This window comes from Streptomyces griseobrunneus, from assembly GCF_046713465.1.
Classification (GTDB): domain Bacteria; phylum Actinomycetota; class Actinomycetes; order Streptomycetales; family Streptomycetaceae; genus Streptomyces; species Streptomyces microflavus.
The window spans coordinates 7282186-7308428 of the sequence record NZ_CP177080.1; the positions used below are offsets into that span (position 1 = coordinate 7282186).

At 74.0% G+C, this 26243-nt stretch carries 21 protein-coding genes and 1 pseudogene; 10 read left to right on the top strand and 12 right to left on the bottom strand.

The features are described from left to right. Positions 1–35 precede the first annotated feature (35 nt). Together ACK8N7_RS33255 and ACK8N7_RS33260 are read left to right on the top strand one after the other, a co-directional pair. A complete protein-coding gene (locus ACK8N7_RS33255; RefSeq protein WP_403217613.1) occupies positions 36–1337 on the top strand; it encodes a hemolysin family protein in 1302 nt (433 codons plus the stop codon). After that, positions 1334–2356: a CNNM domain-containing protein gene (locus ACK8N7_RS33260; protein ID WP_500444795.1), complete on the top strand. Its 1023-nt coding sequence runs from the start codon at positions 1334–1336 to the stop codon at positions 2354–2356. Before ACK8N7_RS33255 ends, ACK8N7_RS33260 begins: the two co-directional genes overlap by 4 nt. Here ACK8N7_RS33260 and ACK8N7_RS33265 read toward each other — a convergent pair. From ACK8N7_RS33265 to ACK8N7_RS33275, 3 genes and pseudogenes are all read right to left on the bottom strand, one after another. Continuing rightward, entirely contained in the window at positions 2353–2562 is a 210-nt protein-coding gene (locus ACK8N7_RS33265) for a twin-arginine translocase TatA/TatE family subunit (protein WP_403217611.1), read from the bottom strand. The two genes, ACK8N7_RS33260 and ACK8N7_RS33265, sit on opposite strands and share 4 nt — an antisense overlap. Positions 2563–2699: 137 nt before the next feature. Continuing rightward, positions 2700–3851 (bottom strand): winged helix DNA-binding domain-containing protein, encoded by a 1152-nt coding sequence (locus ACK8N7_RS33270; RefSeq protein WP_500445894.1) that lies wholly within the window; start codon positions 3849–3851, stop codon positions 2700–2702. A gap of 165 nt (positions 3852–4016) precedes the next feature. Continuing rightward, positions 4017–4733 (bottom strand): annotated as a pseudogene (locus ACK8N7_RS33275) (geranylgeranyl reductase family protein); the annotation flags it as partial. Between the two features lie 101 nt (positions 4734–4834). Here ACK8N7_RS33275 and ACK8N7_RS33280 point away from each other — a divergent pair. Further along, positions 4835–9919, top strand: a complete 5085-nt coding sequence (locus ACK8N7_RS33280) for a HEAT repeat domain-containing protein (RefSeq protein WP_500444797.1) — start codon at positions 4835–4837, stop codon at positions 9917–9919. A gap of 76 nt (positions 9920–9995) precedes the next feature. Here ACK8N7_RS33280 and ACK8N7_RS33285 read toward each other — a convergent pair whose 3' ends face one another. Next, a complete protein-coding gene (locus ACK8N7_RS33285; protein ID WP_500444799.1) occupies positions 9996–10583 on the bottom strand; it encodes a DNA polymerase ligase N-terminal domain-containing protein in 588 nt (195 codons plus the stop codon). A 304-nt stretch (positions 10584–10887) separates the two neighbouring features. Between ACK8N7_RS33285 and ACK8N7_RS33290 the strand changes: the two genes are divergently transcribed. The 3 genes from ACK8N7_RS33290 (at position 10888) to ACK8N7_RS33300 (ending at position 14452) form a co-directional block, all read left to right on the top strand. Next, positions 10888–11790 (top strand): glycoside hydrolase family 16 protein, encoded by a 903-nt coding sequence (locus tag ACK8N7_RS33290; RefSeq protein ID WP_403217607.1) that lies wholly within the window; start codon positions 10888–10890, stop codon positions 11788–11790. 149 nt (positions 11791–11939) lie between these two features. Then, on the top strand, positions 11940–13349 hold the full coding sequence (locus tag ACK8N7_RS33295; RefSeq protein WP_500444801.1) for an RICIN domain-containing protein: 1410 nt from the start codon (positions 11940–11942) through the stop codon (positions 13347–13349). 110 nt (positions 13350–13459) lie between these two features. Continuing rightward, entirely contained in the window at positions 13460–14452 is a 993-nt protein-coding gene (locus ACK8N7_RS33300; protein WP_403217605.1) for an aldo/keto reductase, read from the top strand. A 32-nt stretch (positions 14453–14484) separates the two neighbouring features. Here the strand turns inward: ACK8N7_RS33300 and ACK8N7_RS33305 are convergent, their stop codons facing one another. The 3 genes from ACK8N7_RS33305 to ACK8N7_RS33315 form a co-directional block, all read right to left on the bottom strand. Next, positions 14485–15744, bottom strand: coding sequence for a serine/threonine-protein kinase (locus tag ACK8N7_RS33305; protein WP_500444804.1), 1260 nt, complete (start codon positions 15742–15744; stop codon positions 14485–14487). Positions 15745–15939: 195 nt separating this feature from the next. After that, a complete protein-coding gene (locus ACK8N7_RS33310) occupies positions 15940–16656 on the bottom strand; it encodes an HAD family hydrolase (protein ID WP_500444805.1) in 717 nt (238 codons plus the stop codon). 33 nt (positions 16657–16689) lie between these two features. After that, a complete protein-coding gene (locus tag ACK8N7_RS33315) occupies positions 16690–17172 on the bottom strand; it encodes an Lrp/AsnC family transcriptional regulator (protein WP_031121968.1) in 483 nt (160 codons plus the stop codon). 218 nt (positions 17173–17390) lie between these two features. Between ACK8N7_RS33315 and ACK8N7_RS33320 the strand changes: the two genes are divergently transcribed. Both ACK8N7_RS33320 and ACK8N7_RS33325 read left to right on the top strand, forming a co-directional pair. Further along, positions 17391–18896, top strand: coding sequence for an FUSC family protein (locus ACK8N7_RS33320; protein WP_500444807.1), 1506 nt, complete (start codon positions 17391–17393; stop codon positions 18894–18896). Positions 18897–19070: 174 nt separating this feature from the next. Beyond that, positions 19071–20126, top strand: coding sequence for a lactonase family protein (locus ACK8N7_RS33325; RefSeq protein ID WP_500445896.1), 1056 nt, complete (start codon positions 19071–19073; stop codon positions 20124–20126). 121 nt (positions 20127–20247) lie between these two features. On the opposite strand, the gene ACK8N7_RS33330 is transcribed toward ACK8N7_RS33325, so the two are convergent. From ACK8N7_RS33330 to ACK8N7_RS33345, 4 genes are all read right to left on the bottom strand, one after another. Then, a complete protein-coding gene (locus ACK8N7_RS33330) occupies positions 20248–21171 on the bottom strand; it encodes a sirohydrochlorin chelatase (protein ID WP_403217601.1) in 924 nt (307 codons plus the stop codon). Between the two features lie 62 nt (positions 21172–21233). Next, on the bottom strand, positions 21234–22427 hold the full coding sequence (locus tag ACK8N7_RS33335; RefSeq protein ID WP_500444810.1) for an N-acetylglucosamine kinase: 1194 nt from the start codon (positions 22425–22427) through the stop codon (positions 21234–21236). Beyond that, complete coding sequence (locus ACK8N7_RS33340; RefSeq protein WP_403217599.1) at positions 22424–23101, bottom strand: uracil-DNA glycosylase; 678 nt, start codon at positions 23099–23101, stop codon at positions 22424–22426. Before ACK8N7_RS33340 ends, ACK8N7_RS33335 begins: the two co-directional genes overlap by 4 nt. A gap of 44 nt (positions 23102–23145) precedes the next feature. Continuing rightward, positions 23146–24231 carry a WD40/YVTN/BNR-like repeat-containing protein gene (locus ACK8N7_RS33345; protein WP_403217598.1) on the bottom strand — a complete coding sequence of 362 codons (1086 nt, stop codon included), beginning with the start codon at positions 24229–24231 and terminating at the stop codon, positions 23146–23148. A gap of 220 nt (positions 24232–24451) precedes the next feature. On the opposite strand from ACK8N7_RS33345, the gene ACK8N7_RS33350 reads away from it, so the two are divergent. Continuing rightward, positions 24452–25267 carry a cupin domain-containing protein gene (locus ACK8N7_RS33350; RefSeq protein WP_500444812.1) on the top strand — a complete coding sequence of 272 codons (816 nt, stop codon included), beginning with the start codon at positions 24452–24454 and terminating at the stop codon, positions 25265–25267. Here ACK8N7_RS33350 and ACK8N7_RS33355 read toward each other — a convergent pair. Continuing rightward, a complete protein-coding gene (locus tag ACK8N7_RS33355) occupies positions 25155–25709 on the bottom strand; it encodes a GNAT family N-acetyltransferase (RefSeq protein WP_500444813.1) in 555 nt (184 codons plus the stop codon). The genes ACK8N7_RS33350 and ACK8N7_RS33355 overlap by 113 nt on opposite strands. 122 nt (positions 25710–25831) lie before the next feature. On the opposite strand from ACK8N7_RS33355, the gene ACK8N7_RS33360 reads away from it, so the two are divergent. Continuing rightward, positions 25832–26236, top strand: a complete 405-nt coding sequence (locus tag ACK8N7_RS33360; protein ID WP_403217595.1) for a hypothetical protein — start codon at positions 25832–25834, stop codon at positions 26234–26236. The last annotated feature ends 7 nt before the right edge of the window (positions 26237–26243 follow it).

Genomic DNA, 26243 nt, shown 5'->3' on the forward strand with positions numbered 1-26243 from the left:
CACGGTCCGCACAGCCCGCACCGGACGGGTGAGCGATGACCGCCGCTCTGCTCGGCCTGCTGGCCGTGTTCGTCCTGACCGCGGGGACGGGCTACTTCGTGGCCCAGGAGTTCGCCTATGTGTCCGCCGACCGCCTGACGCTCTCCCGGGAGGCCGCCGCCGGTGACAAGCGGGCCGCCCGCGCGGTGACCGTCCTGGAGCGGCTCTCCTTCATGCTCTCGGGCGCCCAGCTCGGCATCACCGTCACCGGCCTGGTCGTCGGCTTCCTCGCCGAGCCGTCCGTCTCCGCCTTCCTGCGGCCGGCGCTGAACGGCACCGGCCTGCCCGACGGAGCGGTGTCGGCCGTCTCCGTGACACTCTCCTTCGTCGTGGCGACCGTCATCCAGATGGTGCTGGGCGAACTCGCACCCAAGAACCTCGCCCTCGCCGTACCCGAACGGATGGCGAAGTCCCTGGCCGCCTCCACCCTCGTCTACCTGCGGGTCGTCGGCCCGGTCGTCCACGTCTTCGACAGCGTGGCGAACCGGCTGCTGCGCCGGATCGGCATCGAACCGGTCGAGGAACTCCACCACGGCGCCACCCTGGAGGAGCTCGGCCATCTGATCGGCGAGTCCCACCAGCAGGGCGAACTGCCCGCCGCCACCGCCGAACTCGTCGACCACGCCCTGGAGTTCTCCGAACGCACCCTGGGCGAGGTGATGGTGGTGCGCGCCGACGTCACCTTCGTACGCCGCGATGCCATGGCCTCCCAGGCCGTCGAGCTCATCGCCCGGCACGGCCACTCCAACTACCCCGTGATCGGTGACCACCCCGACGACCCCGCGGGAGTGCTGGGCGTACGGGAGCTGATGGGACTGCCCGCCGCCGAGGTCGGCCGCACCACCGCCGGTGAACTGGCCCGCCGCCCGCTCCTGCTCCCCGAGATCCTGAAGCTCCCCGCGGCGGTCGCCCAGATGCGGGAGCGGGACGACGAGTTCGCCGTCGTCCTGGACGAGCACGGCGGTCTCGCGGGCATCGTCACCTACGAGGACATCGCCGAGGAGCTGGTCGGGGACATCGCCGACGAGTCCGACACTGTCACCGAACTCGCGGTCGCCGACGGCTCCGGCTGGGTGGTTGACGCGGGGCGCCGCCTGGACGAGATCGAGGAGGCCACCGGCATCGCGCTGCCCGAGGAGGGCGACTACGAGACCCTCGCCGGGCTCATCATCGACCGGCTGGGCCGCTTCCCCACGGTCGGGGACCACCTCACCGTCTCCGGCGTCCGGGTCGAGGTGCGCACGCTCGACAGGCATGTGGCCGAGTACGTCCGTATCGAACAGGAGCCGCAGGCATGAGCTTCCCCATGGCGCTCTTCGTCACCGTCCTGCTGCTGATCGGCAGCGGCTTCTTCGTCGCCGCCGAGTTCGCCCTGGTCGCCTCCAAGCGCCACCGCATGGAACAGGCCGCCGCCGCCGGGCAGCGCGGCGCGAAGGCGGCGCTCGCCGGGATGCGGGAGCTGTCGCTGATGCTCGCGGGCGCCCAGCTCGGCATCACCATCTGCACCCTGGGCCTGGGCTCCCTCTCCAAGCCCGCCATCTCGCACGAGCTGGACCCGCTCCTCGAGCGGCTCGGGCTGCCCGCCGGACTGAGCTACGGCATCGCCTTCGCCCTGGCGATGGTCGTCGTCGTCTTCCTGCACATGGTGGTGGGTGAGATGGCGCCCAAGTCCTGGGCCATCGCCCACCCGGAGCGCTCCGCGATGCTCCTGAGCCCGGCGTTCCGTGCCGTGGTCAACGCCGTACGCCCGCTGATCCGGCTGCTGAACGCGGTCAGCAACACGCTCGTACGGCTCTGCCGGGTGACCCCGCGCGACGAGCTCGCCTCCGTCCACAACCGCGACCAGCTCACCCACCTCATCGAGGAGTCCGAGCGCCTCGGGCTGATCAGCAAGGGCGACTCGGGGCTGGTGACCCGGTCCCTGACCGAGCCGCAGACCCCGGTGGCCGCGTTCCAGGTCCCCGTGGAGCGGATCGCGACCGTACCCGCGGACGCGGACCTCGACCGGATCCTGGCCGTCGCCACCGCCGCCGACCGCACCCGCCTGCTCGTACGGGACGGGGAACACGTCCTCGGATCGGTCCACGCCCGCGACGCGCTGGTCGCCCGCGCCGGAGGCCGGGACGTGTCCGCGCGCGCCCTGGCCCGGCCCGTACCGGAACTGGCACCGCACGAGACGGCCGCCCACGCCGTGGAGCGGCTGCGCGAGCGCCGCGCGACGATCGCCGTCGTACGCGACGAGCAGGGCCGGCTCTCCGGACTGGTCAGCCTCGACGACCTCCTCGCCCGGCTGCTCCACCCGCCGACGGCGCCCTAGGGGGTTTCCCGCTCGGTCGCCTCCCCGCGGATCACGCGGGGAGGCGGCTGGGACGGGTCGCCGCCCTCGTCCTTGAGCGCCTGCTTCTCGCTCTTGAGGATGCGCGCGGCCTTTCCGGCCGACCGCATGAGGTCGGGCAGCCTCTTCACCGCCAGCACCGCCACGATCACCAGGAGAAGGAGGGTGAGTTCGCCGATCCCGAACATGGTTGCTGCTTTCTCCGGGGCGGACTGGACGCGGAGTCATCCGGATCGCTGACGGACCGGCAGAGCTGAATCCGCAGGGCTGAATCCGCAGGGCGGAATCTACAGGGCTGTAGAGCATCCGTTCGCGGGTTCTCGGATCAACCGGCGGGCAGCAGCCGCACGGTGGCGTCCGGGAGACGGCTCCACCAGTGGGCGTAACGGCGGTAGACCTCCGGTTCACGGTCGGCGAGGAACCCCGCCAGCGACCGGGCCTCGACGGCGAGCCGTTCCCAGACCTCGTCGGGCAGCGGATGGAACGCGGTCGCCTCGATGCCCCCGGCGGCCGGGCGCCACACCCCCGCCACGTACCCGTCGACCAGCAGCGTCGGCAGCACATCCCCGTTCGCGCGGATCACGACCTTGCGGTACGCCTCCGGGAGGACCCGGCCGCGGTCCGCGTACGCCAGCAGGACGCTGTCCCACATCGCCATCAGCCGGGGCGGTGCCGGCTCCGCCCCGTCCGGCCGAGGAGCCCCCGGCAGATCGAACAACTCCTCGCCCGCCGCCCCCTCAAGCCGCTCCAGCCCTCCGGCGAGATCCGCCAGCGCCGCCCGCGCCCGGGAGCGCGTGACCATGGCGAACTGGGCCACGTCCGCGACCGAGGCGGGTCCGAACCCCGAGAGGTAGCGCAGCACCAGCGTCCGCAGGGAGGCGGCCGACGCCGCCGGATCCGTCCGTACGGGACCGGTCCGCGGCGCGATGTACGAGGGCCGGTGACCGAACGACCACGGCGGCGAGGTGGGCGCGTGGAGCAGCGGTGTGTACTGCCGCAGCCCCCACCACGCCCCGGCCCGCGGCGGCGCCCCCAGCTGGTCGCCCAGCCAGGCCTCGCACTCGGCGGTGGTCCGGGGCCGGTCCGCGAACTCCAGCAGCCGGGGAACCAGCGCGTCGGCATCCTCCGCCGTCAGCCCGGACACGGTGAAGCGGTCACCCAGCCGGGAGGCGCGGACCACCGGGTGCATGGCCTCCCGGAAGGCCGGGTGGTCGTCGGCGTGCACGGCGTGGAGGGTGAGCCGCATCAAGGTCGCCTTGACCACCCGGTGATCCGTGAACGCCGTGTCGAGTCCGGCCGGGTCGAAGGCGGTGAGCCGGTTCCACAGCGCGACGTACGGCGAGGCGGGCTGCTGGGCCTGGAGCGCGACCACGCGCCGTACCCCCTCGGCGGGGTCCAGCGCCTCCCGCCGCAGCAGCAACTGCCGCGCGAGCGTGGCGCGGTTGAGTTCTCGCGCGGTGATCCTGGTGCCCGTCATCGGTTCGTTCCTCCGGTGGTCGTCCGTCGCCCGATCTCCGCCCGCCGCGCTGCCGTGGGGGCGCGGGCCGACGAAACCGTACGCCGCCGGGCCCGCCGGCCGGACAGCGAGGTCCGCCCCCGGCGGCCACCGCACGGCTACGGTCCGGAGCGCTCCGAAGACATACGGGACCGGGACGACGCGGATCGCGGTGTTGAGGAGATGGTCGATCACATCGCGCGAGGGCTTGTCGGTGAGGTCGGTGAGCAGCCTTGGCCAGAGTGTTCAGGACGAACGGCGAGTTCATGACGTACCGGTTGAGCACAGGCTGGAAGCCGGAACGGCTGAAGACCACGTCGGCGGCCGCGTTGCCCAGCCGGTAGTAGCGGCCCCAGCGGCGGTTCATCTCCACCGGGTAGCCGCGCAGCACCTGTTCGCGCCGGGGGCCCTTTGGGCCAGGGCGAGGGCCGCGGTCTCGGCGGCGACCTCACCGGCCTCCAAGGCCTGGCCGATGCCCTCGCCGTTCCGCGGGCTGACCATGCCGCCGGAGTCGCCGACGAGCAGAAGTCCGCGCGCGTACAGCGGATGGCGGTTGAAGCCCGGCGGCAGAGCGGCGCTGCGGACCGGGCCCTCGGCGTTCTCCTCGCGCAGCCCCCACTCCTCGGGGGTCCGGGCCGGCCACTGGTCCAGGGTGGCCCGCAGGTCCGCCTTCCCGTGGAGCCGGTGGGGGAGCGCCCCGAGCCCGACGTTGACCCGCCCGTCGCCCACCGGGAAGATCCAGCCGTAGCCGGGGAGATACGGGCCTTGGCCGGGGAAGCGCAGGTCGGCCCAGAGCTCCAGATACTCCTCCCGGGAGCGCTCCGGGCTGCGGTAGTAGCGGCGGGCGGCCGTGGCGATCTGCCGGAACCAGGCCTTGGGCTTGACGGGCTACGGCTGAATCGGGTCTTGGGCATCGACGGGCTGCGGCGGAACCGGCTTCGGACCGGGGTGTCTACGATCCCGGGGTGACGACACCTCCGCAGGAGCCGATCGAGGCCGCCCTCGCCCGCGCCGACGCCGGCCTCCTCGCCCGGCACCTCGACGCCCGGACCTGCGCCATGGAACTCCTCGGCCGGCTGGTCCGGCACCCCGATCCCCGCATACGCCATCTCGGCCTCGGTCTTCTCACCGAGCGAACGAGTCCCCCGTTCGCCGCCGGTTCGGAGCAACAGGAGCTGCTGGCCGCCCTGTTGCCCGATACCGCTGGGGCGACGCCGGAGGATTCCCTCACCCTGGCGGAGCTCCACGGGCGGCTGCGCCCCGGGCCGGGCGGCAGCCGCCGACCGCTGCCCGAGTGGCGTGCGGCCGGGTGGCCCGCCCGGGTACGGATCGCCTGGCTGCGCACCGAACTCCTCGCCGACCCCGCCGTCGTCTCCACGGAACCGGCCGGAGAGCCGCTCTACCAGGCCGTCCGCTCCACCGGCATCCTGGACGCACACCGCCCCGAGCGGCTGGTCGCCGAACTCGCCGCCACCGGGGACCCGGTCCTCCAGGACGAGGCGCTGCGCCTGGCCCGCGCCGGCTTGCACGCCGGCCTCCTCGCCCCCGCCTCCGTGCGCGGGCTGCTGATACGGCTGCTCGACGCCCCTGACCCGGGTGTGGTGAGGGCCGCACTGCGCGAACTGGCCGAGCCTTGGGCGGTGGTGGTGCCACTGGATCCGTCGGTCGTGCGTGGGCTGGTGGGGTTGTGGGGCGGGTACGGCCACGATGCGTCCGCCGATGGCCGGGACGCTTCTGCTGCGGGCCGGGGCGCTCCGGCTGTGGGTGGGGACGCTTCCGCTGCGGGCCGGGGCACTTCCGCCGTGTGGCGGGAGGCTTCCGCTGCGGGTCGGGAGGCCCCGCCCGTCGTGGGCCGGGACGCTCCGGCCCTGGGCCAGGACGCTCCCGCCGCGCTCCATGGGGGCGAGGGCGGCCCGCCCGACCGCACGACCCCGGCCGCCGCCCTCACCACCGCCGCCCGGCACGGCCACCGCGGCCTCCTCCTGGACACCGCCGGTGACGAGGCGGCGGACCCGGTCCTGCGCCGCCAGGCCGTGGAGCTCCTCGGCGACCTCGCGGAACGCACCGACATCGGCCGGCTCCTGGAGCTGACCGCCCCCGACCCGCTGCTGTTCGCCGGCCCCGTACTGACCTGCCTGGGCGGCCTGCACCGGCGCGGGCACTTCCCGGCCGCGCCGGACGTCGGGCCGGTGGTCGGCCTGGCCCTGGCCGACCACACGGTTCCGGCCGAGGACATCGCCACCGTGCTCCACACCTGCCGCCGCACGTTCTTCGACGCCCTCCGCGACGCACCCCTCACCGCCCCCGACTGGCCGCGCCGCCTGGACCTCCTGATCGCCCTGGCCGGGCAGGGCGCGGCCGACATCCCGGTGGGCGAGGCCGTGGCCCGGCTGCTGCCGCTCGCTCCGGCCCCGCGCCCGTTCCTCGACGCGATCCGGGTCCTGCGCCACGCGGACGCGGAGGAAGCGGTGCTGGCCCTGCTGCCCACGGCCCCCGTCGAGGCGCTGGCCGCTCTGGAAGCGATCGGCGGGGAGAGTACGGAGGCGGCGCTGGCCCAGGGGCTCGGCGTGGCGGAGTACGGGAGCGACGTGGCCCGGTACGCGCCCTGGGCGGCGGCGGCCGAGGTGGGAGTCGCACCCACGGCGCGTGCTGTGCCTGGCGCGGGGGTCGCGCCCACGGCGTGTGCTGTACCCGGCGCGGGAGTCGCACCCGTACTGCGTGCCGTACGCGGCCGGGCGCTGGAACTCCTCTGGCACCTCACGACCGAGCCCGGCCGGCGCCGGCGCCTCCTCGCCCGGCTCGACCCCACCGACCTGCCGCCCCGTATCGCGGCCGACCTGGGCGCCCCGGACGAGCAGGAACTCGCCGTCCTGCGCTCCTGCCCGGACGAGGCCGATCCCGTGGCGGTGCTCCGCCGGGTCGCGGAACACGCGGGGACGGGGAGCCTGCCCCTGGTCGCCGACCTCCTCCTGCGGGTCGTGCGTGATCTCGCGGTGCCCCGGGAGCCCGACCCCGCCGTGGACCGGCGGCGCAGGTCGCGTGAGGACGGGCAGCGCCCGGACGGGGAACCGGAGCTGCCGGACGGCGTACTGCACGCGATCCAGGCCCTCGGACGCCGGCTCTACGCGCGCCGGCGGATCCGGCCCGTCTGCCTGCTGGACGCCGCGGACGCCTCCGGCGCGGGCCACGCGCTCCTCGCCACGACGCTGCTCGATCTGCTGGACCGGCCCGGAGCGACCGGCGCCGAACAGGCCCTGCTGCTGAAGGCGCTGCTCCGGATCCCCGCCACCGCGCGGACCCGGCCCCGGGTGCACCGCCTGCTCCGCAGCCGCGACCCGCAGGTGCGCAAACACGTCATCGCCCTGCTCGCCCACGACACCTCGGGAAGCGACGCGCGGGCCCTGTCGGCGACGCTGCTCCCGCTCACCGTGTCGCCCGACATCCGGACCGTACGGCAGGCTCTCCTGGCGCTGGGGGCGGCCCGGGCCGACTGGGCGGCCGAGCCGGTCGCCGCCTGTCTCGACCACCCGAACATGAACATCCGGAAGACCGCCGCCGAGACCCTGGTCCACGCGGGCGCCCCCACGGCCGTGCCACGGCTCCTGCGGCGGCTCGGCCGTGACGACAACCCGGGCCTGCGGGACGCACTGAAGCGGGCGCTGCGGGCCGTACTGGGCGAGGCGTACGCGGCCACCCTCCTCGCCGCCGCCGAGGAGAGCCGGGACGGGCGGGCCCGCCGTCTGCTGCTGGCGGGGCTCGACGGCGTACCGTCGGCGCGCTCGGTGCTCGCCCTGCACGCCCAGGGGTCGCCGGTCGCGCCCGCCCTGCTGACGCTCGTCGCCGAGGGCGGTGTCCGCCTCTCCTCCGGCTCGGTCCAGGACCTGGCGGAACCGCTCGCCGGACTCGGCCTCCCGGCGCCCGGGCACACTCCGGCCGAGCGGCCGGGCGCGGTCGACCAGGATGTCGAGGCTCTGCTGCGCGGCGGCTGGGACCCGGCCCTCGCTCTGCGGATCGCCCACCGCCCCGCGCCCCCGGACCCCGCCCCGGCTGCTGAACGTCCTGCGCTGCGGGCCCAGTTGGACCGTTGGCTCGCCCTGGCCGACAGCTCCCGCCCGGCCGGACTCCGCGGCCGGCTGCTGCGGTGCGCGCTGCGGCTGTGCCCGGCCCCGTGGTCGGCCGAGGAGGCGGTGGTCCTCGCCCGCCACGCCGGGGCGGTGGCCGATGCGTTCGAGGAGGCCGTGAGCGGGGGAGGGCCGCAGGAGTTCGCGGTGGAGCTGCTCGACGTCCTGGACGCGGTCGCCCCGGCCCTGTCCGCCGTGCAGCGCTTCACCGTCGTGGCACAGCTCCGCGCGCTCCGGCGGGTGGCCTCCACGCCCGCGCCCGCGACCCTGACGCTGTCCCTGCTCCGGCGGTGCGGGGCGGTGCTGGTCCGCACCGACGTCGACCGGGCGCTCGCCGCCGCCCACCGGGGTCCCGACCCCTGGGAGACGGCACCGGGCGTGCTGCGCGAGGCCTTCGGCGCACCGGAGAAGACGCCCGGCGTACCGGAGAGAAGGCCCGGCGTACCGGAGAGAAGGCCCGGCGTACCGGCTGACGGGAGTGGCGCGCTGCGAGAAGCGCTACGGACGCCCGACGCGCTGGCCGAGTTCCGAAGGCACGGCATCGACAGCACCTTCGAGGCCGCCTCCGGCACACCCCGCTCCCGGCAGCTGCTCCACGCGCTCATCGACGCCTACCCGGCGGCCGGGCCCGACGTACGCGGTCCGCTCCTCGACTGGATGACCGCACTCCAGCCGCTCGGGGCGCCGCCGTGGACCCTCGCCGAAACCCGGGCGGCCTCAACTCTCCATGCCCCTGCTGCGGTTCGTCCCGACGACCCCGACGATCCGGACCAGCCGCGCTCGGCCGCCCGGCAGGCCCGGCTGCTGGCCATGCTGGAGGCCGACGACCCGGACCGCCGGAACTCCGCCGCCCGGGCCCTGGGCGGCGGGCCCGAGCCGGAGGTGGCGCTCGCCCTGGTGCGTGCGTATCTGCGCGGCCGCGTCGACCTGGTCCCCGACGCCGGGATCGACCGCCTCGCCCGTACGCCGACGGGCCTGGGTGCAGTGGAGCTGAGCGCCGAAGGGGTGCTGCCGGAGCGGGCGTTGCGCTGCGCCGGGCGCCTGGACCCCTGGGATTTGCCCCCGCTCTTCCCGATGCTGCTCGACCGGTGGCAGCACGGCCCGCCCGCCGTGCACGAGGCCGCCCGTACGGTGCTGGGCCGGGTGCCCGCCGACGTCCTGGCGCAGCTGCTGGGCCCGCGTATCGAGGCGGGCGGCCACGGCCTCCTGGACCTGCTGGCGGGCCGCCCCCTGCTGCGTACGCCCGAACTGGACCGCGTACGGGGCCGGTTGCGCGCAGAGGGCCGCGATGCCCTGGCCGACCGCCTCGTCCTCGTGGCAGGCCCCCTGCGCGGGCCGGGCGCCGAGGCCGAGGACGCCGCCGCCCTCGACGCCCTGCGGGCCCCAGCCGCGAGCACACCGGCGGCGCGGGCCGGCCGCCCGGCCCTGCCGGAACTGCTCGACCTGGCCCGCAGGGGGACGCCCGAACAGACCCGCCGCGCCCTCGGCCGCCTCGTCGAGGAGTACCCGCCGGTGCCCGGCAGGGAGCCGGACCCGGCGCTGCGCGCGGTGATCGAGGAGCTGCTGCGCCACCCGCGCGCCGGGGTGCGCCTGCACGCCCACCGGGCCTCGCGCGCCCTCTTCGACCGGGCCACCCACGCCCGGTCGACTGCGGTCCTGCTCTCCGACCCGCTCCCGGACGTGGTGCGCATGGCGGCGCGGACACTGGGACGGGCGTCGTGGGAGCCCGCGCTGCCGGAGCTCGTCCGGCTGCTCGGCCACCCGAAGCCGGTCGTCCGCGGTGCCGCGCGAGAAGCGGTCACCGGCTTCGGTACGGCGGCGGTCCCGGCGCTGCGCCGGGCGGCGGCGCACGCCCGCCCCGACCGGCGAGCGCTCTACACGGATCTCCTCGCCGACCTGACGGACTCCGACGCGGACACGGGCCCGTAGACGGCGGACACAGGTCCGTGGACGAACGTGCGTATCGCGTGGACGGACGTGCGGACCGCCGAGGGCGCCCGGCCCCTCAGTCCCCGTCGCCCCGCGCCGCCGCCACGGCGACCTGGTGGAGCGTCCGTCCCGTACGGGCGGACCTGGCGTGGTACGGGTCCGGTGAGCCGGGCCGGTCCCGTACGGCGAGCCGGTCGTTGGCCTTGATCAGCAGCCACGCCTGCTGGCGGCCGCTCTCCGGCTCGTCGCCCACCCGGAAGCGGGTGAGCGCGAACTCGCCGTGCAGTTTGGACCCGTGGAGCCAGAACGTGGCATGGCCGAGGGCCAGCGACGCCGAGAAGGGAACGGCCCCGCCCTCCTGGTCGTGGCCGAGCGGCTCGTAGGTCCCCTGGTCCCAGACGATGACCGTGCCGCTGCCGGACTCGCCCTGCGGGATGACCCCCTCGAACTCGCGGTACTCCAGCGGGTGGTCCTCCGTCTCCACGGCGAGACGCCGGTCGCTCGGGTTCTCCGACGGGCCGCGGGGGACCGCCCAGGACTTGAGTACGCCGTCGACCTCCAGGCGGAAGTCGAAGTGCATGCGCCGCGCGTCATGGATCTGCACGACGAAATGAAGCCGCGGTACTCCGTCGATACGGGGCCGCGGTACGCCGTCGTTCCGCATGGCGTGCTCCCTCCGCCCGCACCGCCCGGTCCCGCCGCGCTGTCCGGTGCAGTTCAGCCGTGCCACCGGGTCGGTATCTCCACTCTGCCGCCGCCCGGAGGGAATCGCACGGTGAGCCCCGTTGGCTTCAGATGCATATGCCGGTGGCACAATCCGTTCGCTCTCCGGTCTGGACCAAGTTATTGACGGCTCCTTCGGCACTCCCTTAAATCAAGAATTGAAATATGCACCCGAGGTGATCGCCCCAACCGTTCACCTCTCGGTGTTGATCTGTCATGCACATGTCCCCCCACGAAGTGATGTGATGACCGTGCACCTCCCGCACCGAGCCGTACGCACCCACGCTGTACGCACCCATTCCAGGCGCCGCCGCACCGCCCTCTACGCGGCCTCCCTGCTCTGCTGCTCCGCCGTCCTCACCGCCCTGCCCGGCGGAGCCTCCGCGGCCCCGGCCCCCGCCCCGGCGGCTGTCGCCTTCGCCGACGAGTTCGACGGGCCGGCCGGCACGGCGGTCGACGGCTCCAAGTGGCAGCTGGAGACCGGCGACAACGTCAACAACCACGAGCGGCAGTACTACACCGGAGGCAACGGCAACGCCGCCCTCGACGGCCAGGGCAACCTCGTGATCACCGCCCGCAAGGAGAACCCCGGCAACTACCAGTGCTGGTACGGCTCCTGCGAGTACACCTCGGCCCGGCTCAACACCTCCGGCAAGTTCGCCGCCGCCTACGGACACGTCGAGGCCCGGGTCAAGGTCCCGCGCGGCCAGGGCATGTGGCCCGCCTTCTGGATGCTGGGCGACGACTTCGGCAACGTCGGCTGGCCGCAGAGCGGCGAGATCGACGTCATGGAGAACGTCGGCTTCGAGCCCGGCACCGTCCACGGCACCCTGCACGGACCGGGCTACTCGGGCGCCGACGGCATCGGCGCCGGCTACACCCTGCCGAACGGCGCCGCGTTCGCCGACGACTTCCACACCTTCGCCGTCGACTGGGCCCCCGACTCCATCACCTGGTCCGTCGACGGCAACGTCTTCCAGCGGCGCACCCCCGCCGATCTGGGCGGCAAGGAGTGGGTGTTCAACAAGCCCTTCTTCCTCATCCTCAATCTCGCCGTCGGCGGCTACTGGCCCGGCGACCCCGACGGCTCCACCGCCTTCCCGGCCCAACTCGTCGTCGACTACGTCCGCGTGACCACCAACGACTGACAGCGGTCCGCACGGACGAGGGCCGCGACCCGCCGGCTGCGGTGGAACAGCAGCCCCGGTGCCTGTGCGCGGGGTCCTCCACGCACAGGCACCGGCCGCGCCCGGACACGTACGGGCACGGTCCCCACCCCCGAACGGATGGAGATCCCATGACCGACACCCCGCCCCCGAGACCCGGCGTCCTCGGGAGGCTCCGCCGCCTCGTCCTGCCGGGCCTGTCCCTCGTCGCCATGGCCGCGTTCCTCAGCCCGAGCGCGCCCGCGACCGCCGTCGAGACCGCCGCGGTCGGGCAGATCACCGGCATCGGCGGCAAGTGCGTCGACGTGGCCGGCGCGTCCTCGGCCAACGGCGCCGCCGTCCAGCTCTACGACTGCAACGGCACGGGCGCCCAGCAGTGGGACGTACGTGCCGACGGAACCGTCCGCGCGCTCGGCAAGTGCCTCGACGTCAAGGACGGGGCCACCGCCGCCGGCACCGTCGTCCAGCTGTGGGACTGCAACGGGAGCGCCGCCCAGCAGTGGGGAATCTCCGCCGCCCGAGACATCGTCTCCGTCGGGGCCGACAAGTGCCTGGACGCCACCGGCAACAGCTCAGCCAACGGCACCCGCCTCCAGATCTGGACCTGCACCGGCGCCGCCAACCAGAAGTGGACCGCCCCCGCGGGCGGAGGCAACCCCGACCCGGGCGGCCCCCCGATGGCCGTCGCGCCCTACCTCTACAACGGCTGGGGCAGCCCGCCCTCCCCGACGACCGTGATGAACGCGACCGGGGTCAAGTGGTTCACCCTCGCCTTCGTCCTGAGCAACGGCTACTGCAACCCGCAGTGGGACGGCGGCCGTCCGCTCACCGGCGGCGTGGACCAGCAGACGATCAACACCGTACGGGCCGCCGGCGGTGACGTGATCCCGTCGTTCGGCGGCTGGAGCGGCAACAAGCTGGAGAGCTCCTGCGGCAGCGCCGGCGAACTCGCCGCCGCCTACCAGAAGGTCATCAACGCGTACGGGCTCAAGGCCATCGACATCGACATCGAGGCCGCCGCCTACGACTCCCCGACGGTCCAGCAGCGCACGGTCGACGCACTGAGGACCATCCGCGCCAACAACCCCGGCATCAAGCTCTACATCACCTTCGGCACCGGCCAGAACGGCCCCGACACCAGCCTCATCAACCGGGCCGCCCAGGCCGGTCTCACCATCGACAGCTGGACGATCATGCCGTTCAACTTCGGCGGCAACGGCCAGAACATGGGCACGCTCAGCGTCCGCGCCGCCGAAGGCCTCAAGACGGCCGTCAAGAACGCCTACGGCTACAGCGACGACCAGGCCTACCGGCACACCGGCATCTCCTCGATGAACGGCACCACCGACGTCGGTGAGACCATCACCGTCGCCGACTTCCGCACGATCCTCGCCTACGCCCAGCAGCGGCACCTGTCCCGGCTGACCTTCTGGTCCGTCAACCGCGACCGCCCCTGCACCGGCGGCGGCGCCGACACCTGCTCCGGTGTCGGCCAGCAGCCGTGGGACTTCACCAGGGTCCTCGCGCAGTACCGGGGCTGAACCCCCGGCCCGCCCCTTCGAGGGGCGGCCCCAGGACGGTGGACGGCGGCAGAGGTGCTCCTGCCGCCGCCCACCCCTTCCGGCCTTTACGACGTGAGAAGCGGAATAGCATGATCCTCATGGAACAGCGCACACTCGGCAGGACCGGCCGTGACGTCTCGGTCTCAGGACAGGGCACCTGGCAGCTCGGAGGCGACTGGGGAGACGTCGAGGAGAGCGACGCCTTCGACGTCCTCGACGCGGCCGTCGACTCCGGCGTCACCTTCTTCGACACCGCGGACGTCTACGGCGACGGCCGCAGCGAACAGCTCATCGGCCGCTACCTCAAGAACCGCCCCGACGCGGACGTCTTCGTCGCCACCAAGATGGGCCGCCGCGCCGATCAGGTACCGGAGAACTACGTCCTGGAAAACTTCCGTACCTGGAACGACCGTTCCCGCGCCAACCTCGGGACCGACACCCTCGACCTCGTACAGCTGCACTGCCCGCCCAGCAGCGTCTACTCCTGCGACGCCGTCTACGACGCCCTGGACACCCTCGTCGAGGAGCAGCGGATCGCCGCCTACGCGGTGAGCGTCGAGACCTGCGCCGAGGCCCTGACCGCCATCGCCCGCCCCGGCGTCGCGAGCGTGCAGATCATCCTCAACCCGTTCCGCCTCAAGCCCCTGGACGAGGTCCTTCCGGCGGCGGCCGCGGCGGGTGTCGGTATCATCGCGCGGGTCCCGCTCGCCTCCGGACTGCTCTCCGGCAAGTACACCAAGGACACGGTCTTCGGCCCCGACGACCACCGCACGTACAACCGCCACGGCGAGGCGTTCGACCAGGGCGAGACGTTCTCCGGCATCGACTACGCGACCGGGATCGCCGCCGCCGCCGAATTCGCCGATCTGGCCCCGGAGGGCGCCACCCCCGCCCAGACAGCGCTGCGCTGGATCCTCCAGCAGCCCGGCGTGACCAGCGTCATCCCCGGCGCACGCTCGGTGGAACAGGCCCGCGCCAACGCGGCGGCCGCCGCCCTGCCGCCGCTGCCGCAGGCCACGCTGGACGCCGTCCGGGAGCTGTACGACCGGTCGATCCGCCCCGAGGTCCACGGCCGCTGGTGACCGGCCGCTGGTGACCGGCGGGCGGGCGGGACTCAGTCGTCCTGCTCGTCGTCCTCCTGCTGCTCCTGCTGCTCCTGCTGGTCCTGCTGGTCCTGCTGGTCCTGGCCCCCGCGCTGCTGTCCCTGCTGCCCGTCGCCCTCGGCGTCCTGCGAGGACGGTACGGCGGAGGGGCCGGGGCCGGGGGTGTCGGCCGAGCTGGAGTCCGGCGAGAACAGGACCATCCCCAGATACACGGCCGCCAGGAACGTCGCCGTACCCGCGATCGCGCTCGCCACCCTCGGACGTCGCCGGATCGCCTCCCGCGTGGAGCGGCGGCGGGCCGGAGCGGACCGTGACGTGGTGGAGCGTCTTCGCCCAGTGGGCTGCGGAAGACGGTACGTCGAGGGGCCCGCCGGGGTGGGCTGCGCCGGGGCGGTCGGCGAGGAGGCGGACGGGGACGCCCGGCGGGACGGGGGCGTCTGGACCGGGAGGGGCTCCGGGCGGCCCCGCCAGGCGTCGGTACGGAACCAGTCGGAGACCTGCTGCGCGGTGGGCCGCTCCTCGGGCTTCTTGGCCAGCAGACCCAGGAGGTAGGAGTCGAAGGCGGCCGAGATGCCCACACCGCGCTGCCGCAGCGGGACCGGCGGGGTGTCGACATGCTGGTACAGCGTGGCGGTCGCCGTGTCGGACTTGAACGGCGGCTGCCCGAGCAGCAGTTGGTAGACGACGCAGCCCAGCGAGTACATGTCGGAAGCGGAGTCGGCGGTACGTCCCAGAGCCCGCTCGGGCGCCAGGTAGAGGCTGGTGCCCACGATGTGCCCGGCCGTCGTCAGCGCGGTCGAGGGGTCGTCCACGAACTGGGCGATCCCGAAGTCACCGATCTTCACCGAACCGTCCGCGTCCAGCATCAGGTTGCCCGGCTTGATGTCCCGGTGGACGATGCCCTGGCGGTGCGCGGCGGCGAGACCGGCCGCGGCCTGGCCCGCGATCCGCGCGACCTGCTCGGGGTCGACCCGCTCCTGGGCGGCCAGCAGATCACCGAGGCTCTGCCCCTCGACCAGCTCCATCACCAGGAAGAACCGGTCCTCCCAGGCCCCGAAGTCGAAGACGGCCACCAGATGCGGGTGGCTCAGCCGGGCGGCGGTCTGGGCCTCCAGCCGGAACCGGGCGGTCGACGAGGCGTCCGCCTGGTCCCCCAGCAGCAGCTTCACGGCGACGGCGCGGCCCAGCACCTCGTCCGCGGCGCGCCACACCTCGCCCATGCCGCCACGGCCGATGGGGGATATCAACCGGTACCGACCAGCTACCAGCACCTGTTCACCTAACTCGAATCGTGGCCCGCTCCGACTGCCGGTCCACCGCGCGGCGGCCTGCCCCGTGAGGAGCCCTGCACGGCGGAGTGAACGACATGATCAGGATATCGGTCCGCAGGGCCGCCGATGTCCCGACGGCCCTCCACCGGAGCGCGGCTGACGGCCCGGCACGTCCGGATCCGGAACGCGGCAGGTTCAGGATCCGGTGCCCGGCCCGGCCCCGCCCAGCAGCCAGCCGTACGCGGCCTCCGCAGTGAAGGCCGACTGCCCCTCCGCGAACAGCAGATCCGCGGCTCCGAACGCCGGGTCGGAGGCGGTCGCGGGCACATACGGGACGGCGATGCACCGCATCCCCGCCGCGTGCGCGGCCGTGGCTCCCGGCGGCGCGTCCTCCAGCACCACGCACCGGGCCGGCGCCGCCCCCATCCGCCGGGCCGTCTCCAGGAACACATCGGGCTCCGGCTTCCCGTGCGCGACCTCCTCCGCCGAGACGTACAGCGGGATGTACGCGTCAAGACCCGTGACCGCGAGCACCGCCCCGATCGCGGCCCTGGAGGAGCCGGAGGCCACGGCCATCGGAACCCCGGCGGCGTGCAGGCGCTCCACGAAGGCCCGCATCTGCCCGAACACCTCGGTGGAGGCCCCGGCGAGCTCCAGGTAGAGCGCGTTCTTCCCGGCGAGCAGCTCGTCCACCGGTGCGTCGATCCCGTACTCGGCACGCAGTGTGGTCAGGGTCTCCCTGGTGCCGATCCCGATGAAGCGGGTGTGGTCCTGCCAGCTGAAGTCCGTCACCCCGTACCGGGCGAGCAGCCGGCGCCCCGCCTCGTAGTAGTTCGGTTCGCTGTCCACCAGCGTCCCGTCGAGGTCGAAGATCACGTGGAGGCCGGGGCGGGGGATCATGGCCTCCAGCATGCCGCAACGGACCCGGCGGGGCGTACGGCCTGCTCAGCTGCCGCTTCCCGCCGCCCGCCCCACGGCCTCGACCAGCGGCAGCACCCGGTGCGCCACCCGCTCGCGCAGCGCCACGTCCGTCCGCGTCCGGACGACGCCAGGCAGCTGGATCAGCCGCTGGATCACGTCCTCCAGATGCCCGTTGTCCCGGGCCACGACCCGGGTCAGCAGATCCCCGCCGCCGGTGGTCGAGAACGCCTCGATGATCTCGGGAACGGCCGCCAGCGCGTCGCCGACCTCCACCAGATGCCCCTGGGTGACCTCCAGGTGGACGAAGGCGAGGACGGGGTGGCCGAGGGCGGCGGGGGAGAGGGCAGGACCGGTACCGGTGATGACCCCGTCCCGCTCCAGCCGGTCGAGCCGGGCCTGCAGGGTGCCGCGGGCCACCCCGAGGATGCGTGCGTACTCCCGCACGCTGGTACGCGGCTGCTCGATCAGCAGGCGCAGGATCCGGGTGTCGAGAGCGTCCACGGCCATGGTCCGACGGCCTCCTTCTCGTCCAGGTGGTCCGTTGGCATCCTCCTGGCCCACGGATCTCGCCGAGAACTATGCCATTGGTCCAGGGGTTTCGCCCTCGTTTGATCCATAGGCCCCCAAGATGCTCTGATGGTCCCGTCGATGGCGCTGCGGATCTCCGCGGCGCCTTTTTCATGCCGAGCGCGCGGGACCCACGGGGGACGCGGAAGGGGAGCAGTGTGCTGAAGAGGGTGTTCGTGGCACCGGACCCGGGGAGGGTGCGGCTGCGGTTCGCGAGCCGGGCCGTCATCGGGATCGGGCTCGCGGTCGCGCTGTGCGGGCTCGTCGGCCACTCGCTCGTCGCGGCCATCACCGGCGGCCTCGCCGCGCTGCTCGCCCTCTTCACGGTCACGGATGCCACGGTGCGGCAGCAGGCGGTCACCACCGCGCTGCTCCCCGTCGCCGGGCTCCCGGTCCTCGCCGTCGCCGCCGTGCTGCACGACCAGCCCGTCGCCCGCGATCTGGTCTTCCTCGCCGTCATGGGCGCGGGCGTCTACGCCCGGCGCTGGGGGCCGCGCGGCCACTCCCTTGGCATCTTCGCGTTCATGACCTTCTTCGCCGCCCAGTTCCTGCACACGGTGCCGGAGCAGCTGCCGGAGCTGTACGCCGCCGTTGTGCTGTCCCTGTGTGCCTCCGCCACCGTCCGCTTCGGCTTCTGGTGCTACGAGCGACGGCTGCCCGCCGTGGCCCAGCCCGCTCCTCCGGAGGGCCGCGGGCTGGCCCGCATCACCACCCGGCAGGCGGTGCAGGCCACCCTGGGCGGCGCCTTCGCACTGGGCCTGGGCCAGGTGCTCTCCGACCAGCGCTGGTACTGGGCGGTCGGCGCCACCTGGTGGGTGTTCGTCAACACCACCTCGCGCGGCGAGACCCTCGTACGCGGCTTCCGCCGGGTCCTGGGCACCGTGATCGGTATCGCCGCAGGCTTCTTCGTCGCCATCCCGCTCGACGGCGCCGGGGCACCGGCCGCCGCCATCGTCGCGGTGTGCGTCTTCGGGATCTTCTACACGGCGGCGGTCTCGTACAGCTGGATGATGTTCTTCGTGACCGTCATGGTCGGCGTGCTCTACGGGGTCCTGGGCGTCCTGGACGCGTCCCTGCTCTGGCTGCGGGTCGCCGAGACGGCCGTCGGCGCGCTCGGCGCGGTGCTCGCCGTGCTGGTGATCCTGCCCGTCACCACCCACGCCATCACCGACGCGTGGATTCGCAAGGCCCTGCGGTGCGTCCACGCCTGCACGGCCGAGGCCGCCGAGCGCCTCGCCGGGTCGCTGAGCGCGGACCCCGGCCCCCGGGTCGCCGAACTCGATGTGCTGCTCGGCCGGGTCCGGCTCTCGCTCGCGCCGCTGGTGCACCCCCTGAGCCCGCTGAAGGCCCGCAAGGCACGGGCCCGGCAGGTGCTCGCCCTGCTGGACGACTGCGTACGCGAAGTGCGCGGCCTGGCCTCCATCGCCGCCGACCCGGCCGCCTCGCACGACGCCCGGCTGTCGGCCGCCTGCTCGCGGGTGGAGGCTGCCGTGGAGGCGCTCCTGAGGCAGGAGAGCCGGGAGGCGAAGGGCGCCGTACGGGTGGGTACGCAGCCCGGCACGGCCATGGACCCCGCACTGGCCCACCTGCACGGCCTGGAGCGTGCGCTGGCCGACCTGGCCGCGCCCCTGCACAGCCCGCCGCGCGCCCCGATCGCCGCCTGAGCGCGGCACCCGCTATCGGCCTGCGCGTCTGCACGGCCGTCTTCACGACCCCGTGCCGTCTTCACCACCCCCTGCGGGTCTCACGACTGCCCTGCGGATTGGTCCAGACCTGAGGGCGGGTCGCCTGCTACCGTCGGCCCGAAGATCACGGCGACGGTGAAATGGGGTAGTGCGATGGGCGGCGGCAGCAGCACCGGGCGGGCATTCATGGGGTCGTTCACCTCGGCGGGCGGCCTGGGCGTCACCATCGCGGAGGTGGACCGGAGCACCGGAGCGCTCACCGTGCTCGGATCCTCCGACGCCGTGCCGGACCCCTCGTTCCTCGCGCTCGGACCGGGCGGAACGGTCCTGTACGCGGTCGGCGAGAGCGCCCCGGGCTCGGCGGCCGCCTTCGACGTCAGCGGCGACGTACCGGCCCTCCTGGGCCCCGTACGGCCGGTCGACGCCGACGGCCCCACCCACCTCGCGCTCGCCGCGAACCACCTGGTCACGGCCAACTACGGATCCGGCAGCGTCACCGTCCTGCCCGTCCTCGCCGACGGCTCGCTCGGCGAGGCCGCCTCGGTCCTCCGCCACGAGGGCAGCGGCCCCGACAGCGAACGCCAGGAGGGGCCGCACGCCCACCAGGTGCTGCCCGACCCCTCGGGCCGCTGGGTGGTCAGCGTGGACCTCGGCACCGACTCGGTACGGGTCGGCGCCCTGGACCCCGCCACCGGCGCCCTGGAGCCGCACGGCGAGAGTGCCCTGCGCCCGGGCACCGGACCGCGCCACCTGGCCTTCCACCCCTCGGGCCGCTACGCCTACGTCCTGAACGAGCTGGTGCCGACCCTCACCGTGTGCCGCTGGGACGCGGAGGCGGGGCTCCTGGAGCCGCTGGGGGAGACGCCGGTGCTGCCCGAGCCCACGTCCGCCGGCGGCGCACGGGCCTACCCGTCCGAGGTGGTCGTCGCGCCCGACGGACGCTTCCTGTGGACCGCCAACCGGGGCCACGACAGCATCTCGGTCCTGACCCTCGACGAGACCGGCGAGAAGGCCGCCCTGGTGGCCACCGTCGGCTGCGGCGGCCGCTGGCCGCGCGACCTCACCCTCGACCCGCGCGGCCAGTGGCTGTACGCGGCCAATGAGCACTCCGGGAACGTCAGCTGGTTCGCCGTGGACGCGGAGACGGGCGTGCCGCAGCACGCGGGCTCCGTCGAGGTCCCGGCGGCCTCCTGCGTGGTCCTCGGCTGACCCGGGGCCCGTACGGGTACCGGCAGCCGGAAAGCCGCGGCCCGGACCGGAGGATCATCGAAGATCCCTCCGGTCCGGGCCGCGGCTTTCCGTGCGTCTGTGCCGCTTCCGCGAACCCGGGTCAGTGCGCCTGGGCGCCCTGCGGGGTCGCAGGCGTGATGCCCAGCGCCGTGGCGTACAGGGACAGCACGAGCTTGCCGATCGCAGGGTAGGCGCCCAGCGGCTCGGCGGTCGCGCACCCCGCCTCCTTGGCGGCGGCGTCGAGCAGGCCGGGGTCGACCTCCGGGCCCACCAGGTACGGCGCCAGCGCGAGCTGTACGGAGCCGGAGCCCTGGAGCTGCCGCGCGATCGAGGCGACCGAACCCTCGACGTCCAGCGCGGCGGCCATCACCGGCACGGCGAGCCGGGCGGCAAGCAGCATGCCGGTGATCCCGGCGGCCTGCACGGCCTCCTCGCCGCCCACCGTGGCCAGCACGATGCCGTCGGCGGCGGTGGCGACGGTGAACAGCCTGGCGCGGTCGGCGCGCGCCAGCCCGGCCTCCGAGAGCCGTACGTGCAGGGCCTCGGCGAGCAGCGGATGCGGACCGAGCACGTCGGTCAGCTCGACCTGCGTGCCGCTGTCCATCACGCCCTGCCGTATCCGCCGGATCAGCGTGCTGTCGGGACCCGCGAGCAGCGGGACCACGACGGCGGCCGGACCGGTGGGCTCGACGGCCTCGCGGCCGGCGGCGACGGCCTGCTCGTAGCGCTGGACGCGCTCGGCGGCGGAGTGGGCGAGAACGGTGGCAAGAGTGGGGTACTCGGCATCGTCACCGTCGAGATAGCCGATCCGGGCATTGAGGCCGGGCAGCTCGGAACGGGCGATGCTGATCACCTCTTCGGCCAGACTGCGCGTGGCCGAGGAGGGGGTACCGGGAACGGCGAGAACGAGCGCGGCAGCGCCCTCAGGCGCGACCACCGGCTCCGGGCGGCGGTGCCGTCCGGACTGGCGAGGTCGCGGCATTCGTACAGGCAGGCCGGAAGCGGGCCCAGTGGGGGTGCTCATGGCGCCGCATGCTACTGGTTTTGGATGCTCCTCTGTTCGGGGAGGGTCCGGTCGCGCGTTAACTATCCGCTTATGTCCGATGAGTGGCGTACAGGCGAAGTGTCCGTGTCTGTCGGCCTGTCCGCCGTCCCGTTCGCCGGTCCCTCCACCGGTACGCCCCCGGGCTCCGGCTCCCCGTTCCGTACCTCCGCCCCCACGTGTCCGGAGGATCCGTCCCCGGTCGGGACGAACAGCATCGTCGCGTGGTGCGGCAGCCGCAGACCGTCCGTGGCCAGGGCGCGCGCGATCCGGAGTGCGCCGGTCAGCGGATCACCCGTACCGGTGGTCACGCGGGCCTGCGGGGCCAGCCGCGCGAGCTCCTCACGCACGGGTCCGAGCAGGGGCTCGCCCATCCGGAACAGCCCACCGGTCAGGGCCACTTCGCAGCCGCCGCCGGCAGCCGCCCCGGCCGCCGGGCAGACGGCCGCCGCCGCTTCGGCGATATGGGTGGCGGCCTCGCGCAGAATGCCGGCCGCGACCTCGTCCGCGCCGGCGCACGCCGCCACCTCGGGGGCGAACGAGGCGAGCACGGCCGGGCGGTCGGAGCGCGGGTAGAGCAGCCCCGGCAGACCCTCGGCGGGACCGAACACGGTGTGCAGCCGGGCCAGCAGCGCGGGGGAGCCACCGCGCCGTCCGTCGTGCGCGCGCATCGCCGCTTCGAGCCCCGCGCGACCGATCCACGCGCCGCCGCCGCTGTCACCCAGAAGATGACCCCAGCCGTCGGCCCGCTGCCACGCCGTGAGGTCCGTACCGAGGGCGATCATGCCCGTGCCGCCCGCGACGACCGCACCGGGCCGCTGTCCCACCGCGCCCGCGTACGCCGTCACCGCATCGGCGGCCAGCGCCAGCCGGCGGACGCCCAGCGCCGCCGCGAGCGCACCGGGCAGCTCCGCCCGCAACCGCCCGCCGAGCGTGGCCATTCCGGCGGCCCCGATCGCCAGCGCGACGACCTGTCCTGGGCAGTGGCCCGCACCACTCTCACCGCCGCCGCCACCGGCCCGCTCCAGCAACCCCGCCGCCGCGGGCAGAAGTTGCTCCAGCAGATGGGCCGCGTCGATCCCCCCGGCCCCCGTCCGCACCGGCTCGGCGCAGACAGCCGTGAACAGCGGCCCGTCCGCGTCGACCCGGCCGAGCGCCACCCGCAGCCCCGACCCGCCGGAGTCGACCCCGAGGGCGTACGCCTCCGGGGTGGCCGCAAGGGGCCGGGCGTCCGTCACGGCAGGCGCCAGTCGACCGGCTGCGCCCCCTGGCGCTCCAGCAGTTCGTTGACCCGGCTGAACGGCCGTGAGCCGAAGAAGCCGCGGTCGGCCGACATGGGGGAGGGGTGCGAGGACTCGATCGCGGGGAAGTCGCCCAGCTGCGGGCGGAGATCGCGGGCGTCGCGCCCCCACAGGACCGACACCAGCGGAGTGCCCCGGGCCACCAGCGCCTTGATGGCCTGCTCGGTCACCTCTTCCCAGCCCTTGCCCCGGTGGGCGGCGGGGCGCCGGGGCGCGGTGGTCAGCGCCCGGTTGAGCAGCAGCACCCCCTGCCGGGTCCACGGCGTGAGATCACCGTTGGACGGCCGGCCCAGGCCCAGGTCCGCGTGGAGCTCCCGGAAGATGTTCTCCAGGCTGCCCGGCAGCGGCCGGACGTCGGGGGCCACGGCGAAGCTCAGCCCGATCGCATGCCCGGGGGTCGGGTACGGATCCTGGCCGACGACGAGGACCCGCACCTCCTCGAACGGCTGCTGGAACGCCCGCAGTACGTTGGCCCCGGAGGGCAGATACGTACGTCCCGCGGCGATCTCCGCGCGGAGGAAGTCGCCCATAGCGGCGATGCGTTCGGCCACGGGTTCGAGGGCATCGGCCCACCCGGGCTCCATGATCTCTTTCAACGGTCTTGCTGCCACGCGCCGCACTCTACTGGTGATACGACCACTCCGATCAACTGCCGTCAGCCGAAGGCCACCGCCCGTACGCAGAGCACGTCCGGCAGGTGCGAGGCGAGCTGCTGCCAGCTGTCGCCGTCGTCCGCGCTGGCGTACAACTCGCCGTTGCGGTTGCCGAAGTAGATCCCGGCGGGGTCCGCGTCGTCCGTGCAGAGCGCGTCGCGCAGCACCGTGCCGTAGTGCGCCCCGCCCGGCAGGCCCACCGTGAGCGGCTCCCAGGTGCGCCCCGCGTCGCTCGTCCGGAAGACCCGGCAGCGGTGCTCCGCCGGAACCCGGTCGGCGTCGGCGTTGATCGGGAAGACGTACGCCGTGTCGCCGCGGTGCGGGTGCGCCACGGCGGCGAACCCGAAGTCGGAGGGCAGGCCCGCGCCGATGTCGCTCCAGCTGTCGCCACCGTTGTCACTGCGGAAGACGCCCCAGTGGTTCTGGAGGTAGAGCCGGTCCGGATCGGCCGCGTCCCGGGCGACCTTGTGGACGCACTGGCCGAACTCCGGGTCCGGATCCGGCAGGAAGACCGCGGAGACGCCCCTGTTCGCCGGTGCCCAGCTCTCCCCGCCGTCCTTGGTCCGGAACACGCCCGCCGTCGAGACCGCGACCGTCACCGCACGGGCGTCCCGACGGTCCGTGAGGATGGTGTGCAGCCCTTCTCCGCCGCCGCCCGGCACCCACTTCGAGCGCGTCGGGTGCTCCCAGAGCGGGCGGACCAGTTCGAAGGACTCGCCCCGGTCCTCGGAGCGGAACAGCGCGGCGGGTTCGGTGCCCGCGTAGACCACGTCCGGCGCCTCGGGGCCGGCCGGCTGCAACTGCCAGACCCGCTCCAGCGAGGCCCCCGTGAACTCGGGGAACTTCACCGCGGGGCGCTGCGGCTCGACCCAGCTCTCGCCCAGGTCGTCGGAGTGGAAGACGGACGGCCCCCAGTGCGCGCTGTCGCCGCCCGCCAGCAGCCGGGGCGTGGCCCCACGGGTGTCGACGGCGACCGAATAGATCGCCTGCGCGTTGAAGTGCGGCCCTTCGATCTTCCAGTTGCCGTCGCGCCTGCGGCCGATGAAGAGACCTTTGCGGGTGCCTACGGTGAGGAGTACTTCGGTCATGGTGGAGACCTCCCGATACGTCGTTGTGCCGGATGTGAGCCAGTCTGCACCCGGCCACTGACAGTGGCTCGCGCACGCGCCCGGCACGTCCGTCCCCCGCTACCGGGAGCGCCCGGACGGCGACGGCTCCCTTGACCCCCTACCGGTGGCGGCCCTAGCGTTCACCTGCCGTAGAAAGCGCTTGCAGTCCCTTGGTGAGCCCCAAGCCCCTGGAGCACCCGTGGTGACCTTCGAAGGACTGCCCGGCGCCGTCGCCGTCTCCCACCTGACCGTCTACGACTGGCCCGCCGCCGACGGACTGCGCGGCGGCACCCCGCATCTGCACCTCACCTGCTCCGAGGGGTACGTCGTGGCCAGCGGCGCCGGCTCCGTACAGACCCTCACCGCCACCGGGTTCCGGCAGACGCCCCTGGCGCCCGGGGCGCTCGTCTGGTTCACCCCGGGCACCATCCACCGGCTGGTGAACGAGGACGGGCTGCGCGTCGTCGTGCTCATGCAGAACAGCGGGCTGCCGGAGGCCGGCGACGCCGTCCTCACACTGCCGCCCGCCCTCCTCACCGGCCCGGACGTCTACGGCACTGCCGTCGCGCTGCCGCCGGACGGCACGGAGGCCGAGCGGGAACGCGCCGCCCGCACCCGGCGGGACCTGGCCGTGGAGGGGTTCCTCGCCCTGCGCGAGGCGGCGGACGCGGGCGATCCGGCGCCCCTCGCCGCGTTCCACCGCGCCGCCGCCGCACTCGTCCGGCCCCGCGTCCAGGAGTGGCGCACCCGCTGGGAGCGGGGTGCCGCCATGGCCGCCGCCGCGACCGCCGCCCAGCTCGACGCGCTGGGGCGCGGCGAGTGGGACCATCTGGAGGGGGCCCGGGTGCACGGGCAACGGCCGGTGGTGCGGGGGCGGTTCGGGATGTGCGGCCGCCTGGACTTCACCCGGTGTGAGAGGTCTCCGAGGAGCCCGGAGCCCGCACGGCAGGGGCGGATTCACGCGGGCACGTCAGCAGCCGGGTGGTGGAGCCGTCGTCCTCCTGGATGTCCCTGACGTGGGCGAAGCCGATCCGGCCCAGCACGGCCAGTGAGGCGGCGTTCTCGGCGGCCACGGTCGCGTGCAGCTCCGTCAGCCCGAGGGTGCCGAACCCGTGCCCGACCAGGGCGAGCGCCAGCTCCGTACCGAGGCCACGGCCCCAGGCCCCGGGGGCGAGTGCGTAGATGATCTCGTGGCCGCCGGACGCCTCGGTCGGCTTGATCTCGGCATGCCCCACGAGCCCGCCGTCGACCTTGACCGCCCAGACCTCGAAGCGGTTCCCGGCGTAGACCCTGGTGAAGATCCGGCCGAAGAGAGCCCGGTCCTCGGCCTCCGTGGAAGGCCCGTCACCCATCCACCGGGAGACCGAGACGTCCTGGAACAGGGCGACGAACTCCTCCTCGTCGGCGGGCGTGTAGGGGGTGAGCAGGAGGCGGTCGGTGCGCAGAGATGGATTCACAGGGGGCGAAGTTACGGACGCCCCGCCGCCCGCACAACCGGATTCCGCTGGTCAGCGGGGTCCGGTACGGCTGAGATGCTGGAGCGGCACACACCACGGGACCCGGGCACGAGGAGCAGACGATGGGCAGCGGGATCACGGACGCCGACGGCCACGACGTGCCGGTGGCGGTGACTCCGGGGGAGGCCGGGCCCGACCCCCGGGTCTCGGTGACGCTGTCGCCCCCGGCCGGCGAGCTTCGCTGGTCGTGCACCCCGGCCGCGGCCCGGGAGCTGGCCGCCGCGCTGGTCCGGGCGGCCGAGGAGACGGAGAACGCGCCCGCCGAGGGGCCCGTCACGGTCCCGGCGGGCGAACTGCGCCGCGGTGATGTGCGGGACGGCGACAAGGCCATGACCGTGGACGGCGTACGGACCGACGGATCCACGGCCCATGTCACCTGGAAGTCCGGGGCGGGCCGCACCTGGACCCAGAGCTACGGCGTCAACACCGCGATCACCCTCCGGCGCAGGCTGCCCGGCAACCGCTGAACCCTCC